Here is an 18647-nt window from a genome sequence, read left to right as displayed (position 1 = left end):
TGGGGGCCTCCGGCTCCGGCCCGTTTCACCACACATCGGGGACCTCTGATGGACGCAAAACCAAGCCCAAAGACCGCGACGCTGACGGTCGGAAACAACAATTTCGATCTCCCGATCCTCAGCGGCAGCGTCGGGCCTGACGTCATCGATATTGGCAAGCTTTACGGCCAGTCCGGCCTGTTCACCTACGATCCGGGCTTCACCTCGACCGCGAGCTGCCAGTCCAAGATCACCTATATCGACGGCGACGCGGGCGTGCTGGAATACCGCGGCTACCCGATCGAGCAGCTCGCCGAGCACGGCGACTTCCTGGAGACCTGCTACCTCCTGCTCTACGGGAACCTGCCGACCGCTGCGCAGAAGAAGGATTTCGATTACCGCGTGACCCATCACACGATGGTGCACGAGCAGATGGCCCGCTTCTTCCAGGGCTTCCGCCGCGACGCCCATCCGATGGCGATCATGGTTGCGGCCGTCGGCGCCCTCGCCGCGTTCTATCACGACTCCACCGACATCAACGATCCGAAGCAGCGCATGATCGCCTCCATGCGCATGATCGCGAAGATCCCGACGCTGGCCGCGATGGCCTACAAGTACACCGTCGGCCAGCCCTTCGTTTATCCGAAGAACTCGCTCGGTTTCGCCGAAAACTTCCTGAACATGTGCTTCGCGGTGCCCTGCGAAGACTACAAGGTCAGCCCGGTGCTCGCGGATGCGCTGGAGAAGATCTTCATCCTGCACGCCGATCACGAGCAGAACGCCTCGACCTCGACGGTGCGCATCGCCGGCTCCTCGGGCGCCAACCCGTTCGCCTGCATCGCGGCCGGCATCGCCTGCCTCTGGGGCCCTGCCCATGGCGGCGCCAACGAGGCCGCGCTGAACATGCTCTATCAGATCGGCACGGTCGACAAGATCCCCGAGTTCATCGCCAAGGTGAAGGACAAGAACTCCGAAGTCCGCCTGATGGGCTTCGGCCACCGGGTCTACAAGAACTACGATCCGCGCGCCAAGATCATGCAGAAGATGTGTCATGCCGTGCTCAAGGAGACCGGCCATGGCGACGATCCGATGCTGAAGGTGGCGATGGAGCTCGAGAAGATCGCGCTCAGCGACCAGTACTTCATCGACCGCAAGCTCTACCCGAACGTCGACTTCTATTCGGGCATCACGCTGAAGGCGATGGGCTTCCCGGTCTCGATGTTCACCGTGCTGTTCGCGGTCGCCCGCACCGTCGGCTGGATCAGCCAGTGGAGCGAGATGATCGAGGATCCCCAGCAGAAGATCGGCCGCCCGCGCCAGCTCTACACCGGCGTCGCCAAGCGCGATTACGTTCCGATCGACAAGCGGTAACAATCGGCCATCACGGCTTTTCGAAACGGCGCCATCGCAGGATGGCGCCGTTTTTTCGTTTGCGAGACAGCCTTGTAGGGTGGGCAAAGCGCAGCGTGCCCACCATTTCTCGCGACTGATAGGAAGTCGTGGGCACGCTTCGCTTTGCCCACCCTACGAAACCGGTTGCTGCCGCGCACAACAACAAGTCGGATCATCGCGCCAGCCAGCGCTTGACAGCCGAAACGCTTCGCGCGCAAATTCTTACACTAAGTAAGAATGACGACAGGGATGGAAATGCCGGAGCAGCCGAGAAGTCGGCGGCAGACGCGCGCTGCCATTTTGACTCATCTGCTTCAGTCGGGCGGCTCGTTTCGTCCGCCACTGGCCAAGGCCGTGCACCTGTCGGAAGCGAGCCTGTCGCGCATCCTGCTTGACTTGAAGGCCGAAGGCCTGATCGAGGAAGTGCGGCGCCCTGCCCCTTACGTTGGTGGCCCGACCGGCCTCGTGTCGCTCGACGGCGCGGTGGCGCTTGGGGCTCTGGAGCTGACTGGCCAATGGCTCGGCGTCGGCGTTGGCAGTCTGTCCGGCGAACTGCATTACACCGAGCGCGTGCCGCTGCCGAAGAAGCCGACGGTCGACTCCGTTGGCGATGTCTTTCGCGAGGCACTGGCCTTGCTGCACGACTGGACACGGCGGCGCCGCATCAGGCTAGCGCAGATCGGCGCGACCGTTCCGGGCCTCGGCCGTCTCAGCGTATCAGGCAATCCGATCATTCCCTGTGACGTCGAACGTATCAGCAGCATGTTCGGCGAGATGTTCGCGGGCGTGCCTGTTGCCTTCACCAATTCGGTGGTGGCGCACGCCGCCTTTCATCGTTGCCGTAACGAGGACTATCCCTTTAGCGATCCACATCTGTTCGTGTTCGTCGGCCAGGGCGTCGCCGGCGCCTGGGTGGATGATCCTAGCGAAGATGACGCGCTCGACCCGGTCGAGCTCGGCCACATGGTGTTCGGCACCGACGGCCCCCGCTGCCGCTGCGGTCATCATGGCTGCGTCGAAGCCTATACGTCGCTGCCGGCCCTGGCCGAGCTGCTGCATATGACGGAAGCAGAATTGCTACAGCTCGGCCATGATTGGGTGACCGCGATTCCTCTCACGTCCAGGGTGCGCCAGGAATTGCGCCAGCGGCTGTTCCGGCTTGGTCTTGCCATCGGCAACACATTGAACGTCAAACCATGCCGCGGCGTAGTCGTCAGCGGCTGGCCATCGCTGCTCGCCGAGAAGGAGCGAAAGGCCGTGATCGACGGGATCGACGCCTGCCTGCTCGGCGGACGCAAATTGGCGCAGGTCTCCGTCGCGTTCGTGCCGCCGTCGACCGGCAACGATCCGCAGGCTGCGCTCGCCTTCGCCGCGTTTTGCCTGGCGAGATCTGGCGGCATGCCGTCCGCATCGACGGAGGCCGCCTGAATGACTTAAGCCACGTGTGGCTCGCGCACGCCAACAACAGCGCCAAAAATGGCGTAAGCAACTTCACACCGGGAGGAACTGCCATGCCGATCACAACAACAAGGCGTCGTCTGCTCGCGGGATCTGCTGCCGCGCTCGCATTTCCGCACCTTGCCCGCGCGCAAGGCGCAGTCAAGCCGCGCCTCACCGCAATCTCGCAATGGTCCGCCGGCAGCGACGGCGCCGCCATCACCGCGCTCGGCAAGAAGTTCGAGGAGAAAGGCGGCGTCTGGCAGCACTCGCCCGTCCCCGGCTTCACCACGGACATGATGAACAAGTTGCGTGCGCAGATCATTGCCGGCGATCCGCCGGCCTGTTCGCAACTCAAGGGCCCCGAGATCGCGGCCTGGTCGAAGATCGCGCCAACCGTCGACCTCGACGCCGTGGTCGCGGCTGCCGGCTACGAGAAGGTCGTTGCGCCGGACCTTGCAAAGCTGCACAAGCCGACCGGCAAGTGGATTGCACTGCCGCTACAGATCTACAGCACAAACATGCTGTTTCTCTCCAAGCGCGGAATGGATAAGGCCAAGGCCGACAAGATCCCGGTCACCTGGGCTGACTTCAATGACCTTGCCGAGAAAATGAAGTCGGCCGGAATGGCCTACCCCATCGCCAACGGCGGCACCCGCGCCGACGACGGGCAGAAATTCGAGGCGTCCCTGGCCGGCATCAGCCCGACGGCATACCGCGCCGCCTGCATGAATCTCGACAAGAAAGCGCTGGAGGGCCCTGAGATGAAGGCAGCCTTCGCGCAGACGCGCAAGATCTCCAACTGGTGTGATCCCAATGTCGGCGTCCAGCCCTATGCCACCAATTTGAAGCGCTTCGTCGACGGCGACATGGGCATGCTGATCATGGGCGGCTGGGCCCAGGGCGTATTGAAAAACGCCGGCTTCAAGTTTGACGACTACGTCATCACCCCCGGCCCCAGTGACAACGGCAAGCCTGTCTTCCTGTTGAATGCCGATGCCTTCATCTTCTGGCAGCGCAAGGAGGCCGATCTCCAGGCCGGCCAGATGTTGATGGCCCAGCTGGTGATGGATCCGGCGATCCAGACCATGTATTCGCAAATCACGGGATCGATCCCCGTGCGTACCGATGTCGACCTGTCCGGCGAGGGCTGGTCGGATGGTCAACGGACAACCGCGGCCGCATTGAAGAATGCCATGGGCAACAATCAGGCCGTCCTGAGCCTCGCGCACAACATGGCCCAGGAAAACGGCCTGACCGCGGCGATGATCGACGTCATCACTGAATATGTGAAGAACAAGACGATCAAGCCGGAGGAGGCCGTCAGCCGCCTCGCCGACGCCGTCGAGGGCGCACGTTGACCGACGTCGTCTCGACAGCAACACGGCCGGGCCGGGCGGCGACCCCGGAGATGGTGCGCCGGCTGCCCGAATTTCTGATGATCTGGGTGCCGCTGCTGTTATCCGCAGCGCACCTCATCTCCTTTTCGCTATGGACCATTTGGATTTCGTTTACGCCCTCCACCCTTGTTCCCGTTACGGGCTGGGTTGGTTTGCGCAACTACAATTCGGTCCTGGCGTCGCGAAATTGGCAGATTGCCTTCGACAATCTACTGCTGTTCGGCAGTGCTTTCGTGCTGCTCAGCTTGATTACCGGTCTCCTGCTCGCGATCCTGCTTGATCAGCGCATTCGCGGCGAGAACGTGCTGCGATCCATCTTCCTCTATCCCATGGCCGTGTCGTTCGTCGTCACAGGCACGGTGTGGAGCTGGCTGCTCAATCCCGGCATCGGGATCGAGAAGCTCGTCCATGATCTCGGCTGGATGGCCTTCAAGTTCGATTGGCTGGTCAACCGCGACATGGCCATCTGGACCATTGTCATCGCCGCGATCTGGCAATCCTCGGGCTTTGCCATGGCCCTCTTCCTGGCCGGCCTCCGCTCCGTCGATTCCGAGATTCTCAAGGCGGCACAGATCGACGGTGCCGGGCCAATCCGAACCTATTGGCGCGTCATTCTGCCGACGCTTTGGCCGATCACCGTCACGGTCATCGTTGTCCAGTTGCAGTTTGCGATCTCGGCCTTCGACCTCGTCCGCGCCCTCACCAATGGCGGGCCAGGAATCGCGACCCAGCTGCCGGCGCTTGTTGTCTATGATTTGATGTTCCAACGCAGCCAGCTCGGCCGGGGCGCGGCTGCGGCGGTGCTGATGCTGCTCATTCTGCTCGCGGTGCTGCTCCCTTATGCGGCGTGGCGCTATGTCCGGCAACGGCGGGCGGCCCATGCGTGACCGAAGCTTCGCCCCAAGCCGCGCTCTGATCTATCTGATCGTAACCTTGTTCGCGGCCGCCTACCTCGCGCCGCTGGTCGTCGTCATTCTGAACTCGCTCCGGACCAATGAGGAGATCGCGCAGAGCTCGATGATCGGCTGGCCGCAACACTGGGCGTTTGGCAATTATGCCCTGGCCTGGAGCGGCTTTTGCGTTGCCGAGACCTGCGCCGGCATCCGGCCCTATATGATCAACTCCGCGCTCGTCACGATTCCTGCGACGATCATCTCGACCCTGCTCGGCGCTATTGCAGGGTACGCCATATCACTCTGGCGCTTTCGGGGCGATAACTGGATCTACGGCATCGTCACCCTTGGCCTCTTCCTGCCCCAGCAGATGCGCCTCTTGCCCTGGACGATCGTGTTGCGGGACATCGGGCTGATCAACACGCTGACGGGCCTCGTGCTGATCCACACCATCCAGGGGCTGTCCTTCACGGTGCTGTTCTGCCGCAACTACTATATCGCCATTCCGCACGAGCTGATCCGGGCCGCACGCATCGATGGCGCCGGCTTCTTCCGCATCTTCTGGCGCATCATCCTGCCGCTCTCGGCACCCATCCTGATCGTCACGGTGATCTGGCAGTTCACCCATATCTGGAACGAATTCCTCTATGGCGTGACCTTCACGACCGGCCAGCAGCAGCCCGTGACGGCCGCGCTCATCGCACTGTCTACCCCAGTCGCAGATATCCCCAAGCAAGGTGTGCAGAGCGCCGCGGTGATCATCGCAGCCTTGCCGACTTTGCTGATCTATCTGTTCGGCGGCAAGTACTTCGTCCGCGGCCTGACTGCCGGGGCCGTGAAATGATGGAGTTGTCATGGCAGCACTGAGCATTCGCGCCCTCTCCAAGCGTTACGCCAATCTGGAAGTGCTGAAGGACATCGCGCTCGACATCGAGAGCGGCGAGTTCACCGTGCTGGTTGGCCCGTCCGGCTGCGGCAAGTCCACCCTGCTCAACATCGTCGCCGGGCTCGACCGCCCGAGCGCGGGGACGATCGAGATCGGCGGCCGCGTCGTCAACGATGTCGCGCCGAAGGACCGCGACATCGCCATGGTGTTCCAGTCCTACGCGCTCTATCCCTCCATGACCGTGCGCCAGAACATCACCTTCGGGATGGAATGCCGTCACGTTCCCAAGGCCGAGCAGGACGCTGCGGTCGCGAATGTCGCAAAACTGCTCCAGATCGAGCCGCTGCTCGGCCGCAAGCCCTCGCAATTGTCCGGCGGCCAGCGCCAGCGCGTGGCGATGGGGCGCGCACTGGTGCGCAATCCCCTGCTCTTCCTGTTCGACGAGCCGCTCTCAAATCTCGACGCCAAGCTGCGTGTCGAGATGCGGATGGAGATCAAGCGCCTGCACCAGCGCATCGGCGCCACCATCGTCTATGTCACCCACGACCAGATCGAGGCGATGACGATGGCGACGCGGATCGCCGTGATGCATCAGGGCAGCTTGCAGCAATTCGCCGACCCCGACACCGTGTACCGCTATCCGGCCAATCTGTTCGTCGCACGCTTCATGGGCTCGCCGCCGATGAACACCATACCGGCGCGGCTCGAGGCCGAAAATGACGGGCCGGTCGTCGTGATCGGCGCAGGACGGCCCGACGAGCTTCGTCTGCGCCTGAGGGGATATGACGCCGCAGCACCCTTTCTCGGGCGCAAGGTGGTGTTCGGAATCAGGCCGGAATGCATCGCCGAGGGCAGCCGCACGTTTTCCAGCGAAGCGCCTGTCCTCGTCGAGGCGCCGGTGGAGCTGGTCGAGCCGACAGGTGCCGAGACCATGGTGTTGCTGCGGCTCGGGGGCGAGCCCGCGATGGCGCGGGTCTCGCCGGATATCCGCCCCGCGCCCGGCACGTCCGCCGCCTTCGCGCTCGACACCCGCCGCATTTGCCTGTTCGACCCCGAGACGGAGCGCCTGATCGCATGACGAAGACGACCTATTCAAGCCTTGCCGGCCGCGTGGTGTTGATCACCGGGGGCCAGCGGCATCGGCGCCGCCTTCGTTCGCGCCTTTGCGACCCAGGGCGCCCGGATCGCCTTCTTCGACATCGATAGGGACGCGGGCGAAGCCCTGGGGCGGGAGATAGCGGCCTCGTCCGGGACCGCGCCACTGTTCGTGCCCTGCGATCTCCTCGACATCGATTCCCTGCGCAGCGCGATGGCGGAGGCGCACCGTTCGCTTGGCGACGCCGCCGTTCTCGTCAACAACGCCGCCAACGATCAGCGCCAGGTTCTCGCCGAGGTGACGCCGGCCGAGTTCGACTGGATGATCGGCGTCAATCTCAAGCACGTCTTCTTCGCAGCGCAAGCGGTCGTGCCGCAGATGCAGGCGCGCGGCGGCGGCTCGATCATCAACATGTCGTCGATCGCCTGGATGCGCGGCGCGCCGGCGCTGCCGGTCTATGCCGCGGCGAAAGCGGCGATCGTCGGCATCACGAACTCGCTGGCGCGGTCGGTCGGTCCCGACCGCATTCGGGTCAACGCGATCGCGCCGGGCATGGTGATCACCGAACGCCAGCGCCGGCTGTGGTATCCGGACGATCGGGTCATCGCCGAGATCCGCTCGCGCCAGGCCGTTCCGGATGCGGTGACGCCCGAGGACATCGCCAACATGGCGCTATTCCTCGCCTCCGACGAAAGCCAGCGCATCACCAGCCAGTGTTTTCGGGTCGACGGCGGACTTGCCTAGGGCGTGTGCTCATAAAAATCGTTTCGGGTCCGCATTGCTGTCCGAGTGAGACGTCAAACACACACGTCAATGCATGCCGCTGGGCCAATCGGCGCCTTGAGCGCAGCCCACCTGATCGCAAGATGTGATTTTCGACAATGCGATTGGAGAGCTAGGAAACCTTGGGGAGTTCGCGCGTTTAGGGGCCGGAGCAAGCGATGGAGGAGAACCATGCGAACAGCAATTCTCGCATTGATTGTAGTTGCCGGGAGCGCAATTGCCTTCCAAGCAACGGCCCAACAGCAAAAGGCTGCACCCAGTGAGCAAACCAAGGAGGAGATGAACCGCGATGTAGACCAAGGGCTCAAGGCTGGCCAGCCCAACGAGCAGATGCAGCGCGATGCCGACAAAGGGATCAAGACCCGCAACTCCGGAGAGTCCGGATACGTTGCCGATCAAGACAAGCCGGCCGCTTCTGCGCATCCTCCGGGCCGACCGGGAAGTGAACAGACCACGGGTTCGGGTGGCCAGACCAGCACTCCGAAATAGAATACCTGGTGATGGCGAGTGGCGGCCGGAAATGGCCATCTCACCATTCGCATTCGGGTCCTGGACCTAGCGTGTCGATCGGCCGCCGACCAAATCGCCTTCCGGGTCACCAGCGGCGGTCCGCCGCTCGACGCGTCAGGTCCGGTTCTCCCCAGGGAGCGGCCCCTTTCCACTGCTCAAGGCAGTTCGGTTGGGGCCATCAATAGCAAAATTATTCGATCACCTCGTCGGCGCGGGCCAGCAGCGCCGGGGGAAGGGTCATGGCGAATGCTTTTGCCGTCTTCAGATTGATTAGAAGTTCAAATCTGGTCGCCTGATAAATCGGAATGTCACCCGGTTTGGCTCCTTTCAGGACTTTGTGCACGTCATCGGCCAACTGCCTGAACAGCTCCGCGAGATTGAGAGCATAACCCATCAGTACGCCGGCTTCGACGTAATCGCGGTACGGACATATCGTCGGCAGGCGTTTTTTCATGGCGAGCTCGGCGATGAGCTGGCGGTTGGCGTAAAGATCACCCTCTCCGCTCACCAGCACGGCATCCGGCCGTTGCTCCGATATCGCATCGAAGACACGCTCAATCTCCGACGGCTTCCCCTCCTGCGGGAAGACAAAAGCCAGTGAGATTCCCAGACGCGCGGAGGCATTTCGCAAGACTTGGCCGACAGACCCTTCCCATCCGCCGCGCATCCCCAGAAATACGGCCTTCTGCATCGAAGGAATGGCTTCTTTCAAGAACTCCAGCCGCTTGCCCCAGATCTCGATGCCGGCATCAAGCGTGATGCCGGTGAGGTTGCCGCCGGGTCGCTGCAGATTGGTCACCAGCCCCGCCTGCAGCGGGTCCAGCATGAAAGCAACAATCGGTATCGTACTGGTTGCCGCCTTGAACATGGTTACGACGGGATTCGTTCCGGTGACGATGACATGCGGATTGCGAGCCACGATTTCACGGACCACGTCGGCATAACGGTCGTGGCGCCCCTCGGCCCAGTAGCGCTCGATGATCAGATTTTGTCCTTCTACGTAACCCAAACGGCGCAACTCACCGAAAAAGGCACGCCATGCGCTGCCCCCGCCCGTTTCAGTCAGAAGCGTCGGGGGGATTGCCGGATGGAACATCGCCAGCAGCGGCGGTCTCGCCGCTTGCTGCGCGCGCGCCGCCAGCGGCGAGACCGCCGCGCCGCACAGCAGAGTAATGAGCTCGCGTCGCCTCACTGCCATGCCTCCGCACGCTGACCAAAATGATAGCACACCTCGACAAGGCGGGAGACTGCTGCGCTGCGGAATTCCGGCCCCAGCTTAGGCCTGGACTGGTTACAAGCGCCCTTCGGCGAGCGCCGTCCCGCGTCACATCGCTATACAGAAGCCCTGTATACGGGAGTATAGTCGCCAAAGGCATGTTCCTGATCAATCTTGGGCAACTCTGGGACGGGACGCAATCCGGTCCGACAATCGGTCGATTAATTCATCACGCGTGAGCAAGAGATGATCATGCAACATGCGATTCAAGCGCCGCCGGTCGCGCTCGATGTCGAGTGAGCGCAAGCGCCCCGAGGAGGCACTGCGCGAGAGCGAGGAGCGCTTTCGCACGCTGGTGCAATTCTCCTTTGATGTGTACTGGGAAACGGACGCGCAGCATCGCTTCATCCGCCAGGAGTTCGCCGAGACGCTTCCCGAGCCGCCGGTCTCCGAGATCGGCAGGACACGATGGGAGGTCCCGTATCTCGAACCTGACGCAGATGGCTGGCGCAAACACCGGAAGATACTCGACGCTCACCTCCCGTTTCGCGATTTCGAGCTCGCGCGGCCGACGCCCGACGGCGGCAAGCGCTATATTTCCGTCTCTGGGCTGCCCATCTTCGACGAGACAGGGAACTTCGTGGGTTACCGCGGTGTGGGGCGCCACATCACGGAGCGCAAGCGCGCCGAACAGGCGCTGATCGAGAGCGAGGCCCGTTTCCGTACCTTCGTGGACCACGCGACCGATACGTTCATGCTGCACAGTGAAGATGGTCGCGTTCTCGACGTAAATCGGAATGCCTGCGAAAGTCTCGGCTACAGCCGGACCGAACTGGTTGGGGCAAGTGCGGCCTTGTTCGATCTTGAGATGGATGAAACGATTTGGCGTCGCAACCGCGAGCGTCTCAAGACCGGCGGCATCGCTACGCTCGAGAGGCGCTATTTCCGAAGGGACGGCACTGTGTTTCCCGTCGAAGTTCGTATGCGGGAATTCTGCGTAGGCGGACAGTCCCGAATCATTTGCCTGAGCCGCGACATCACCGAACGCAAGCGAACCGCCGAGGCGTTGCGCGAGATGCAGGCTGAACTGACACACGCCAATCGCGCCGCGGCAATGGGCCAGGTCACGGCTTCGGTGACACACGAATTAAGCCAACCAATCACCGCGGTGCTCTGCGACGCAGAAGCCGCACTGAACTGGCTGGGAACACAATCTCCGAATTTCGAAAAGGCACAGCAGGCGCTCATATCCATTGTTGCAGAAGCCAAGCGAGGCGGCGAGATCATCAGTTGGATCCGTTCCTTGATCAAGAAAGCTCCGGCGCCGAAGGAGAGCGTCGATGTCAATGGTGCAATCCTGGACGTGATCACCATAGCCCGTAGCGAGCTGATCAAACATGATGTCTCGATTCAGACCGACCTCGCTTCGGGCTTGCCGCTCGTGAAGGGCTATCGCGTTCAGCTGCAACAGGTGGTTCTCAATTTGATCCTCAACGCGATCGAGGCAATGAACTGCGTCGACGTTGGCGGACGAGAGCTGCGGATCAGCACGGCCGCAAATGCATCAAATCTCGTCGTTGTCGGCATACGGGATACCGGACCTGGACTTGACGTCGCAATCGTTGACCGCGTGTTCGAGCCCTTCTACACCACCAAGCCGGACGGGACCGGCATGGGCTTGTCGATTTGCCGATCGATCATCGAGGCGCACGGAGGTCGACTTTGGACCGGTGCGAATGAACCAAGGGGGGCCGTGTTTCACTTTAGTCTGCCTTCGGAACAGGGGTGATCCACGCCGCTTCAACGTAACTCACGGCTTCGCTGTTGCGTTTCTTGGCGTCTGGTCTTTGGAGGGCAGCTCACGCGAAAGCTGCTGAGAAAGCGCCACCCGCCCTGGCGCATCGTTGCGAGCACGATGTCGGCGGCGAGCACGCTCCGCGATGTGTTGCCGGTCGACATGATCTGACCGAGCCTGGCAAAGGCCTCGACCTGCTCTCGGCGGCGCGGCGCATCCGTCAGCAGCGCACAGAGCGCCGGCGCCAGCTTCTCCGGCGTGCACGCAGGGCTCTCACCCACATCTGCCGAGAGGAGCCGGATTGGCATCGACCGTACCGTGACTTACGCGCCATAGGCCGGTGCCGTTTTTGCCGACATACACGGGATCTGCCTCGACCGTTGTTCACGGGCTGGTTGCGAAAACGAGGATTGATCCAGTTGCGCGAAACAACCGCGGCTTGTGAAACCTGGAAAAACAGGCTTAGCTAAGGGAACAGCGTCCAAGCGGCGGCACGGACCCACGCATCAGAGTGACCACGGATACACCATGGCCTTCCCCCGTGAACCCGATGCCAGCCCAAGACCCGACCCGCTTGTAGGGCCGGACGTCTCGCGAGAGGTTATTCCTGGTCAGCGCAAGCTGGTGGCCGTGCTCGCGGCCGACATCGTGGGTTACAGCCGATTAATGGAAGCGGACGAGGAAGATACCCACAAGCGGGTCCTCTTGCTGCGCGCAACCACTATCGACCCGACGATCGCGAAGTACAGGGGCCAGGTGATCAAGAACACCGGAGACGGTTTTCTTGCGGTTTTTGACAGCGCAAATGACGCCTCCCAATGTGCGCTTGCAATTCAGCACGGCGCCAATGCGATGTCGGCGGAAGAACCGGAACATCGGTTCATCAGTCTCCGGATGGGGATTAACGTTGCCGACGCGATCTTTGAACGCGAAGATATTTATGGCGATGGGGTGAACATCGCCGCTCGGCTTCAGACCTACTCCGAGCCCGGCGGCATCGTCGTCTCAGGTGCCGTCGCGGATCAGATCAGTGAGCAGGCCGGCGTCTCCGTCGTCGACTTCGGCGATCTGCATCTGCGAAATCTGTCGCGCCCCGTCAAAGCGTTCGGGCTGCGCATCGATCGTTCACCTCATCCGGTGGCAGATAGTCCGGTCAGAGCGCAGGGACGTCCATCGATTGTCGTTCTGCCATTCCGCAATCTTGCCAGTCAGGATGATGCCTATTTTGCCGAAGGGATTGTCGACGAAATCATTCACGCGCTCTCCGCGCTGAAGGAGCTGTTCGTGATATCGCGCGGGTCGACGCTGGGTTATGGCAGCGAGATCATCGATGTCCGCGCCATCGGTCGCGAGCTGGGCGTGCGCTATGTGCTCTACGGCAGCGTTCGCCGCTCCGGCGGGCGGCTGCGTATCAATACCGAGCTCAATGACACCGAGTCGGGCAACATCATCTACTCCGATCGTCATGAAGGCGAGCTCAGCGAGCTGTTCGCACTGCAGGAGCAAATCTCGACGCGCGTGGTCACGACCATCGCTCCACATGTTCGCGAGTGGGAGCGTGCACGGGCTCTGCGCAAGCATCCGCAGAATTTGACGGCCTACGATCTGGTTCTCCAGGCGTTGAGCTATCTATACCGTATGGACTACGACTCGTTCTCGCGGGCGCGCGGATTGCTACAGCAGGCCGTCACGCATGACCCCAACTATGCGCCGGCCTATTCATACCTCGCGTACTGGTACATGTTCAGGGTCGGCCAGGGCTGGTCCACCGACGCCGCTGCCGATAGCATGGAGGCGTCGCGCAATGCGTCCAAGGCAATCGAGCGCGATGGCAACGATGCGCTCGCTCTGGCAATCGACGGTCACGTGCATTCGTATCTGTTCAAGGATTTCGAGACAGCAACCCGCCTGTTGGACCGGGCGATCACGGTCGGTCCCAATTCGGCCATGGCGTGGACGATGAGCAGTGCGACCTGCGGCTATCTCGGCGAGGGCCCAACCGCGGTCTTGCGCGCCGAACACGGCCTGCGCTTGTCGCCCCTGGATTCACACGTGTTCTGGCACGAGCACCTGCTTTCCCAGGCGCACTACATCAACGGCAATTTCGATGAAGCGGCCGCCTGCGGTTGGCGAGCGGCGAAGCATAATGAGCGTTTCACCTCGAACTTCCGCATCCTCGCAGCCAGCCTGGTGGCCATCGGAAAGTTTGTGGAGGCGCGCCAGATCGCGGAACGCCATATGCTGATCGATCCGAATTTCCATTTACAGGCCTGGGCGGACCGCACGCCGCTCAACGCGGCCACCCGCGACAATCTTCGACAGCGGCTCAAGGCGGCAGGATTTCCAGACTGAGTTTTAAGCAAGCGATAGGCGGCAAATCATTGGGAGGCTGCGATGGCAGGCAACGCCGGAAATGCGGGAAACGCAGGTAACGCTGGGAATGCGGGAAACGTCGCCAATGCAGGCTCGGGCGGCGGCGGTTGGATCTTTCCGGATCGCGTGGACCTGCCGTTCATTACGGAAACGGGCGTCAGCACCAACCGCACCACGGTCACCGAGTTTCCGGACCGGAGCTGGACCCCGGACTGGTACGCTTGGCGGCTGCTGGCCGAATTCGCCATTCACGGCGGGTGGAGCACGATCACGGTTGCCCAACCAAACTATGCGAACACCGGAGCTGAGATCGACGCGCTCGTGACGATGGCCAAAGACGAGCGGGCGGATGCGCTCGGCGAGATTTTTGCGCAGAACGAGGAGTTTCTGAGCTACTTCATGGCGCTTCTCAACGTCACGCCGAACTCGCATCCAAACACCTGCCGCGTGATCACGACGGCAAGTCTGATCGCGCTCCAGGTCGCGATGCATTGGAAAGCCTACTACAAGCGGCCACGACCCTCGCAAATCTGCCCCGCGCTGTTGCCGCCGATTCAGGTTCCCGGCCACGCCTCCTATCCGAGCGGGCACGCGACTCAGGCGCATTTGGTCGCGCTCTGCCTCGAGCCGGTGTTACCTGTGTCGGTGAAGCCGATGGCGAATGATCTCACCATTCTTGCCCGTCGTATCGCGCGAAACCGCCAGATCGCCGGTCTCCATTACCAGAATGACACGGACGCCGGCGTCCAATTGGCCAGTGATCTCTTCCAAATTATGGACAACAAAACCTCCGTGCCAAGTTATGATGACTTGGTCGCAGCTGCTCAGGGGGAGTGGCCATGAGCGCGCGCGCGAGCGGTGTCGAGCAACACACGCTTCCGTCGCGGGACGATTTGAACGCGGGTCTGCGTCGGCAGATATTGCTGCCACCGCCGCCACCGCCCAAGGACTTCGACGCGCTGAATGCCGATGCGCGGGAGCTCGAATTCTTCCGGCTTCCGCCCAGGCCGCCCCTGGTCGCGGGACGCCGGGCCGAGACGTTGTGGGCCAGGCTTCTTTCCAAGCCTATCGAAGTTCTGCCCATGATCTACCCGGGCTCCGCGACCGACTTTCGTGTCAACCGCGGCCGTTTGGGCTCAGGCCATCCCGGCCGACACGAAACCAGCTTCAATTGGTCGGGCGCATGTATTGCGGCGATGGAGGGCACCCAGTTCACACAGGTGTGGGGGGCCTGGGAGGTCCCTACGCCCAGTGCTCACTCGTTTCCGCCGGGCGATTATCGCTGCTCGACCTGGATCGGGATCGATGGCCATCGGCGATTCGATACTTCGCTGCCGCAGATCGGGACGACGCAAAAGATCGTGGTCGCCAACGACGGCAGCGTCGGGACGCCGACCGCGGAAGCATGGGTTCAATGGTGGTTTCGCGGTGACCGCGATACGGGTCCGTGGACACTTCCCAACTTTCCGGTGGAACCGGGGGACCACGTCAGATGTGTTCTGACCGTCATGGCGCAGGACCACGTCCGTTTTTTCATCAAGAATGAATCGAAAAATGGAAAGTCGCTTTCGGTCGATCTCCTTGCGCCGACGATTCCACTTCCCGGCCCGATCGGAATTCCGATCGAATTTCCGGCGCGGGGCCGTACGGCGGAGTGGGTCACGGAGCGCCCCACCGTCTTGCATGCGACGGACCTCTATCGCTTGCCCAAGTATGGCGTGACGAAGTTCGTGGATTGCTTCGCGCTCGCGGGCACCGGCGGGATCGGCTTTCAGCCTCAAGATCTGGAGAATGCCAGGCTGATCAAGATGATCGAGATCCGCGACAATCCGCATCGGACCGCGCCATTGTCAAAACCGGAAAAACTGGACCAGCAAACCGTACAAACCAGGTTTGTGGGCTGAGGATTTTTTAGCTCGTTCGCCGGCCCTGGCGCATCGTCGCGAGCACGATGTCGGCGGCGAGCACGCTCGGCGATGTGTTGCCGGTCGACATGATCTGATCGAGCTTGGCGAAGGCCTCGACCTGCACGCGGCGGAGCGGCGAATCCGTCAGCAGCGCGGCGAGCGCAGGCGCCAGCTGCTCCGGCGTGCACGCCTCCTGCAAATATTCCGGAATGACATCCTTGCCGATCACAAGATTGGCGAGGATCACCGAGGAGACGCGGATCGCGCGGCGCAGGATGAAGGCCTCGATCGCGCCGACGCGATAGGCAGTCACCATCGGAATGCCTGACAGCGCGAGCTCGAGCGTCACCGTGCCGGACTTCGCCAGCGCGGCGTGGGCGATGCGGAAGGCAGCTCGCCTCTCGTTCTCGCCGATTACGATTTGCGGCTTGACCGGCCAGTTCGCGACGCCCTCGCGGATGGTGGCTTCGAGATGCGGCATGGTCGGCAGCATCAATTCGAACGCGCAGCCCTCACCCCTTAAGCGGCCGAGCGTTGCGCCGAACACGCCGAGATGATGCCTGACCTCGCTGCGGCGGCTGCCGGGCAGCACCAGCAGCACCGGCGGCTTACCCTCGCGACGCTTCTGCTCCTCCGCGCTCGGACGCAGCGAGCTCAATTGCTCGATCAGGGGATGGCCGACATAGCTGCAGGGCGGCCCGCCGAGCTTGCGGTATTCCTCCGGCTCGAACGGCAGCAGGCCGAGCACATGGTCGACATAGCCGAGCATGGTCCGCGCCCGCCCCGGCCGCCATGCCCAGAGCTGCGGCGAGACGTAATCGACGATCGGGATCGCCGGACTGCGCGAGCGCACGCGGCGGGCGACGCGATGCGTAAAGTCGGGGCTGTCGATGATGACGAGCACGTCGGGCGCGGCCTCGGTCACGGCATCGGCCGTCTCGCGGATCAGCCGCAGGATCTTCGGCAATTGCTGCACCACCGCGGCAAACCCGACGATCGACAGCTCCTCGATGGGAAACAGCGATTCCAGGCCCTCGCGCGCCATGGTGCGGCCGCCGACCCCGACGAACTGCACGCCGTCGCCGAGGCGCTGGCGCAGCACCTTCATCAAGGCGCTGCCGAGCCGGTCGCCGGATTCCTCCGTGGCGATCAGGAAGATTTTGCGCTTGGGATCACGCGACATCACGCGGGCAAGCCGATGACGAAGAGATATTTGGCATCGGCAAGCGCGATCATTGCCTGCGGCTCGGCGGCGATGGTGTTGCCCGCGATGACCGCGATGCCGGCAAGGCCGGCGGCCGCGACGCCCTCGATGGTGCGCGGACCGATCGTCGGCAGGTCGAAGCGCAGATCCTGGCCGCTCTTCGGCGCCTTCACCAGCACGCCGCGTCCGGTGGCGGCGCGGATGCGGCCCTCCTCGCGCAGCCGCGCGACGCGTGCGAGCAGCGCGTCGGTGCCCTCGATGTCCTCGACCGCCACCACATGCCCGTCGATCACGACCGCAGCCTGGCCGATGTCGAACGGACCGAGCGCGGTCAGCACCGCCCGACCGCGCGCGATGTCGGTCTTGCTGGCCTCGCTCGGCCAGGCGCGGCCGATGCAGCCCTCGGGCATCAAGAGATCCGGTGCGACGTCCTTGATGCCGACCATGCGGAAGCCGTCCTGCTCGAGGATGCGCCCGACACCCGACAGCAGATGATCGTCGCCGCCGCGGAAGGCGCGGATGACGTTGCCGAGCAGGCGCAGCGTCTTGATGTCGAACCGGATCTCGGACAGCGACGGCCGCACCAATGTGCCGATGAAGATCAGGTCGCGGCAGCCTTCCTCGCGGAACAGCCGCATCGCGCGGCCGAGCTGGCCGACCGAGATCCAGCGATGGCGGAACTTCTCCACGCGCGCGGGATCGCAGGCCCCGCGCAGCGGAAACAGCACCGGCGTGATGCCGTGCGCGGCGAGCGACTCGGCGACCGCGAACGGCATGGCGCCGCCGCCGGCGACGATGCCGACCGGTGACGAAACCTGCAAAGCCGCCGATGTCGTGCCCGCGGCCATCCCAAGATCACTCCAAGATCACTTCGCGATAGCGGGAAGACAGAGCGGGCGCTTGCCCTTGCCGATGAAGTCGAGGATTTCGGCGATCGCGGGGTCCTCGCCCGCGAGCGGCCGCGCCGCCTCCAGCCGCTCGGCGAAGGTGCCGGGGCCATGGAAGAGCTTCTGGTAGAACGCGCGCACGGTGGCGAGCCGCTGCTTGGTGAACTTGCGACGCTTCATGCCGATCAGATTGAGGCCTTCGAGAGCGGCATATTGGCCGTTGACCAGACCGAACGGAATGATGTCGTCGCGCACGCCGCACACACCGCCGACCATGACCTGCGCCCCGATGCGGGTGAACTGATGCACGGCGGACAGCCCGCCGATAAACACGAAGTCGCCGATCTCGCAATGGCCGCCAAGCGTTGCCGAGGTCGCGAAGATCACGTCGTTGCCGACATGGCAGTCGTGGCCGACGTGGCTGCAGTTCATGAAATAGCCGCGGTCGCCAACCGAGGTGACGCCCCCGCCGGCAACGGTCCCCGCGTTCATGGTCACGGATTCGCGGATGGTGCAGCCGGAGCCGATCCTGAGCTGCGTCAGCTCGCCACGATAGCTGAGCGATTGCGGCGGCGTGCCCAGCGAAGCGAACGGATAGATGGTGCAGCCGTCGCCGATCGTGGTCTGCGCCGTGACGTGCACATGCCCGATCAGCTTGCAGTTCGCGCCGATGACGACGTTCGGGCCGATGATGCAATAAGGTCCGATCTCGGTGCCCGCGCCGATCACGGCGCCGTCCGCGATCCGTGCGGTGGGATCAATCTTGCTCATCAAGCCAATCTTACTCGTCAAGAAGGTCTGGTTATATATTGAAGTCGCTCGGTTTTCGGCTGGTTAGCGCGACTATGCCCGATCTGTCCAGTGACGTATCATCTCGCCGTGTTTCAAG

At 62.9% G+C, this 18647-nt stretch carries 15 protein-coding genes and 2 pseudogenes; 12 read left to right on the top strand and 5 right to left on the bottom strand.

The features are described 5' to 3' along the window. The first annotated feature begins 48 nt into the window (after nucleotides 1-48). From gltA to ACNJYA_RS18220, 8 genes and pseudogenes are all read left to right on the top strand, one after another. Nucleotides 49-1350 (top strand): citrate synthase, encoded by a 1302-nt coding sequence (gene gltA, locus ACNJYA_RS18255; protein WP_172783593.1) that lies wholly within the window; start codon nucleotides 49-51, stop codon nucleotides 1348-1350. 270 nt (nucleotides 1351-1620) lie between these two features. Further along, nucleotides 1621-2799: an ROK family transcriptional regulator gene (locus ACNJYA_RS18250; protein WP_439403346.1), complete on the top strand. Its 1179-nt coding sequence runs from the start codon at nucleotides 1621-1623 to the stop codon at nucleotides 2797-2799. Nucleotides 2800-2882: 83 nt separating this feature from the next. Continuing rightward, the gene (locus ACNJYA_RS18245; RefSeq protein WP_172783592.1) at nucleotides 2883-4169 is read left to right on the top strand and encodes an ABC transporter substrate-binding protein; all 1287 of its coding nucleotides are present in this window, start codon (nucleotides 2883-2885) and stop codon (nucleotides 4167-4169) included. Between the two features lie 50 nt (nucleotides 4170-4219). Next, complete coding sequence (locus tag ACNJYA_RS18240) at nucleotides 4220-5095, top strand: carbohydrate ABC transporter permease (RefSeq protein ID WP_439403452.1); 876 nt, start codon at nucleotides 4220-4222, stop codon at nucleotides 5093-5095. Continuing rightward, on the top strand, nucleotides 5088-5945 hold the full coding sequence (locus tag ACNJYA_RS18235; RefSeq protein WP_172783591.1) for a carbohydrate ABC transporter permease: 858 nt from the start codon (nucleotides 5088-5090) through the stop codon (nucleotides 5943-5945). Before ACNJYA_RS18240 ends, ACNJYA_RS18235 begins: the two co-directional genes overlap by 8 nt. 10 nt (nucleotides 5946-5955) lie before the next feature. Next, a complete protein-coding gene (locus ACNJYA_RS18230) occupies nucleotides 5956-7065 on the top strand; it encodes an ABC transporter ATP-binding protein (protein WP_439403345.1) in 1110 nt (369 codons plus the stop codon). Continuing rightward, nucleotides 7062-7827 (top strand): annotated as a pseudogene (locus tag ACNJYA_RS18225) (SDR family NAD(P)-dependent oxidoreductase). The gene ACNJYA_RS18230 and the pseudogene ACNJYA_RS18225 overlap by 4 nt, the downstream one beginning before the upstream one ends. Before the next feature lie 210 nt (nucleotides 7828-8037). Next, nucleotides 8038-8355 (top strand): hypothetical protein, encoded by a 318-nt coding sequence (locus ACNJYA_RS18220; protein ID WP_172782858.1) that lies wholly within the window; start codon nucleotides 8038-8040, stop codon nucleotides 8353-8355. A gap of 211 nt (nucleotides 8356-8566) precedes the next feature. Here ACNJYA_RS18220 and ACNJYA_RS18215 read toward each other — a convergent pair whose 3' ends face one another. Next, a complete protein-coding gene (locus ACNJYA_RS18215; RefSeq protein ID WP_439367243.1) occupies nucleotides 8567-9568 on the bottom strand; it encodes an ABC transporter substrate-binding protein in 1002 nt (333 codons plus the stop codon). A 283-nt stretch (nucleotides 9569-9851) separates the two neighbouring features. On the opposite strand from ACNJYA_RS18215, the gene ACNJYA_RS18210 reads away from it, so the two are divergent. Further along, the gene (locus tag ACNJYA_RS18210; protein ID WP_439367241.1) at nucleotides 9852-11381 is read left to right on the top strand and encodes a PAS domain S-box protein; all 1530 of its coding nucleotides are present in this window, start codon (nucleotides 9852-9854) and stop codon (nucleotides 11379-11381) included. 11 nt (nucleotides 11382-11392) lie between these two features. Here the strand turns inward: ACNJYA_RS18210 and ACNJYA_RS18205 are convergent. Beyond that, nucleotides 11393-11650: pseudogene (locus ACNJYA_RS18205) on the bottom strand (hypothetical protein); the annotation flags it as partial. Nucleotides 11651-11915: 265 nt separating this feature from the next. Between ACNJYA_RS18205 and ACNJYA_RS18200 the strand changes: the two are divergent. The 3 genes from ACNJYA_RS18200 to ACNJYA_RS18190 are packed head-to-tail and all read left to right on the top strand — an operon-like array spanning nucleotide 11916 to nucleotide 15664. Further along, nucleotides 11916-13739 (top strand): adenylate/guanylate cyclase domain-containing protein, encoded by a 1824-nt coding sequence (locus ACNJYA_RS18200; RefSeq protein ID WP_439367239.1) that lies wholly within the window; start codon nucleotides 11916-11918, stop codon nucleotides 13737-13739. 42 nt (nucleotides 13740-13781) lie between these two features. Beyond that, on the top strand, nucleotides 13782-14603 hold the full coding sequence (locus ACNJYA_RS18195; RefSeq protein WP_439367237.1) for a phosphatase PAP2 family protein: 822 nt from the start codon (nucleotides 13782-13784) through the stop codon (nucleotides 14601-14603). Continuing rightward, nucleotides 14600-15664 (top strand): G1 family glutamic endopeptidase, encoded by a 1065-nt coding sequence (locus tag ACNJYA_RS18190; protein ID WP_439367235.1) that lies wholly within the window; start codon nucleotides 14600-14602, stop codon nucleotides 15662-15664. Before ACNJYA_RS18195 ends, ACNJYA_RS18190 begins: the two co-directional genes overlap by 4 nt. A 7-nt stretch (nucleotides 15665-15671) precedes the next feature. Here ACNJYA_RS18190 and lpxB read toward each other — a convergent pair whose 3' ends face one another. The 3 genes from lpxB to lpxA are packed head-to-tail and all read right to left on the bottom strand — an operon-like array spanning nucleotide 15672 to nucleotide 18529. Then, entirely contained in the window at nucleotides 15672-16850 is a 1179-nt protein-coding gene (gene lpxB / locus ACNJYA_RS18185) for a lipid-A-disaccharide synthase (protein WP_439403344.1), read from the bottom strand. After that, nucleotides 16850-17719, bottom strand: coding sequence for an LpxI family protein (locus tag ACNJYA_RS18180; protein WP_271506460.1), 870 nt, complete (start codon nucleotides 17717-17719; stop codon nucleotides 16850-16852). Before ACNJYA_RS18180 ends, lpxB begins: the two co-directional genes overlap by 1 nt. Nucleotides 17720-17737: 18 nt before the next feature. Beyond that, nucleotides 17738-18529, bottom strand: coding sequence for an acyl-ACP--UDP-N-acetylglucosamine O-acyltransferase (lpxA, locus tag ACNJYA_RS18175; protein WP_439403343.1), 792 nt, complete (start codon nucleotides 18527-18529; stop codon nucleotides 17738-17740). Nucleotides 18530-18647: the final 118 nt, after the last annotated feature.

This window comes from Bradyrhizobium sp. BLXBL-01 (genome assembly GCF_051853025.1).
GTDB lineage: Bacteria > Pseudomonadota > Alphaproteobacteria > Rhizobiales > Xanthobacteraceae > Bradyrhizobium.
The sequence above is the reverse complement of the archived record's forward strand: the minus strand, read 5'-3'. Positions and strand labels throughout refer to the sequence as shown.

Bases quoted from the DNA above. Each gene is read 5' to 3' on its own strand.
- gltA (WP_172783593.1), top strand. From the start codon at position 49: ATGGACGCAAAACCAAGCCCAAAGACCGCGACGCTGACGGTCGGAAAC.
- ACNJYA_RS18250 (WP_439403346.1), top strand. From the start codon at position 1,621: ATGGAAATGCCGGAGCAGCCGAGAAGTCGGCGGCAGACGCGCGCTGCC.
- ACNJYA_RS18245 (WP_172783592.1), top strand. From the start codon at position 2,883: ATGCCGATCACAACAACAAGGCGTCGTCTGCTCGCGGGATCTGCTGCC.
- ACNJYA_RS18240 (WP_439403452.1), top strand. From the start codon at position 4,220: ATGGTGCGCCGGCTGCCCGAATTTCTGATGATCTGGGTGCCGCTGCTG.
- ACNJYA_RS18235 (WP_172783591.1), top strand. From the start codon at position 5,088: ATGCGTGACCGAAGCTTCGCCCCAAGCCGCGCTCTGATCTATCTGATC.
- ACNJYA_RS18230 (WP_439403345.1), top strand. From the start codon at position 5,956: ATGGCAGCACTGAGCATTCGCGCCCTCTCCAAGCGTTACGCCAATCTG.
- ACNJYA_RS18220 (WP_172782858.1), top strand. From the start codon at position 8,038: ATGCGAACAGCAATTCTCGCATTGATTGTAGTTGCCGGGAGCGCAATT.
- ACNJYA_RS18210 (WP_439367241.1), top strand. From the start codon at position 9,852: ATGCGATTCAAGCGCCGCCGGTCGCGCTCGATGTCGAGTGAGCGCAAG.
- ACNJYA_RS18200 (WP_439367239.1), top strand. From the start codon at position 11,916: ATGGCCTTCCCCCGTGAACCCGATGCCAGCCCAAGACCCGACCCGCTT.
- ACNJYA_RS18195 (WP_439367237.1), top strand. From the start codon at position 13,782: ATGGCAGGCAACGCCGGAAATGCGGGAAACGCAGGTAACGCTGGGAAT.
- ACNJYA_RS18190 (WP_439367235.1), top strand. From the start codon at position 14,600: ATGAGCGCGCGCGCGAGCGGTGTCGAGCAACACACGCTTCCGTCGCGG.
- lpxB (WP_439403344.1), bottom strand. From the start codon at position 16,850: ATGTCGCGTGATCCCAAGCGCAAAATCTTCCTGATCGCCACGGAGGAA.
- ACNJYA_RS18180 (WP_271506460.1), bottom strand. From the start codon at position 17,719: ATGGCCGCGGGCACGACATCGGCGGCTTTGCAGGTTTCGTCACCGGTC.
- lpxA (WP_439403343.1), bottom strand. From the start codon at position 18,529: ATGAGCAAGATTGATCCCACCGCACGGATCGCGGACGGCGCCGTGATC.